This window comes from Kitasatospora phosalacinea, assembly GCF_000716545.1.
GTDB lineage: Bacteria > Actinomycetota > Actinomycetes > Streptomycetales > Streptomycetaceae > Kitasatospora > Kitasatospora phosalacinea.
Window position 1 is genome coordinate 1 of the sequence record NZ_JNWZ01000225.1, and the last position, 205, is coordinate 205.

A 205-nucleotide genomic window follows, 5' to 3' on the forward strand; every position below is an offset into this window, starting at 1 on the left:
ACCATCTCCCGAGGGGTCCGCCACCGTCTACCAGCGCATCGTGACCGCCTTCAACGAGCGCCCCGGACGGGTCTTCCGGGTTCGCGACCTGCACGAACTCCTCGGCCTGCCCACCGATGAGCCCTCGATCAACGTCACCCGCTCCCGCCTGGGACGACTCGTTCGTCAGGGACTCCTCGATCAACCCGGACGCGGCCGCTACCAG

At 68.3% G+C, this 205-nt stretch carries 1 protein-coding gene; it reads left to right on the plus strand.

The features are described 5' to 3' along the window. Nucleotides 1–40: 40 nt before the first annotated feature. A partial coding sequence (locus OO48_RS37125; RefSeq protein ID WP_245194927.1) for a type IV toxin-antitoxin system AbiEi family antitoxin domain-containing protein occupies nucleotides 41–205 on the plus strand: 165 nt, incomplete at its 3' end.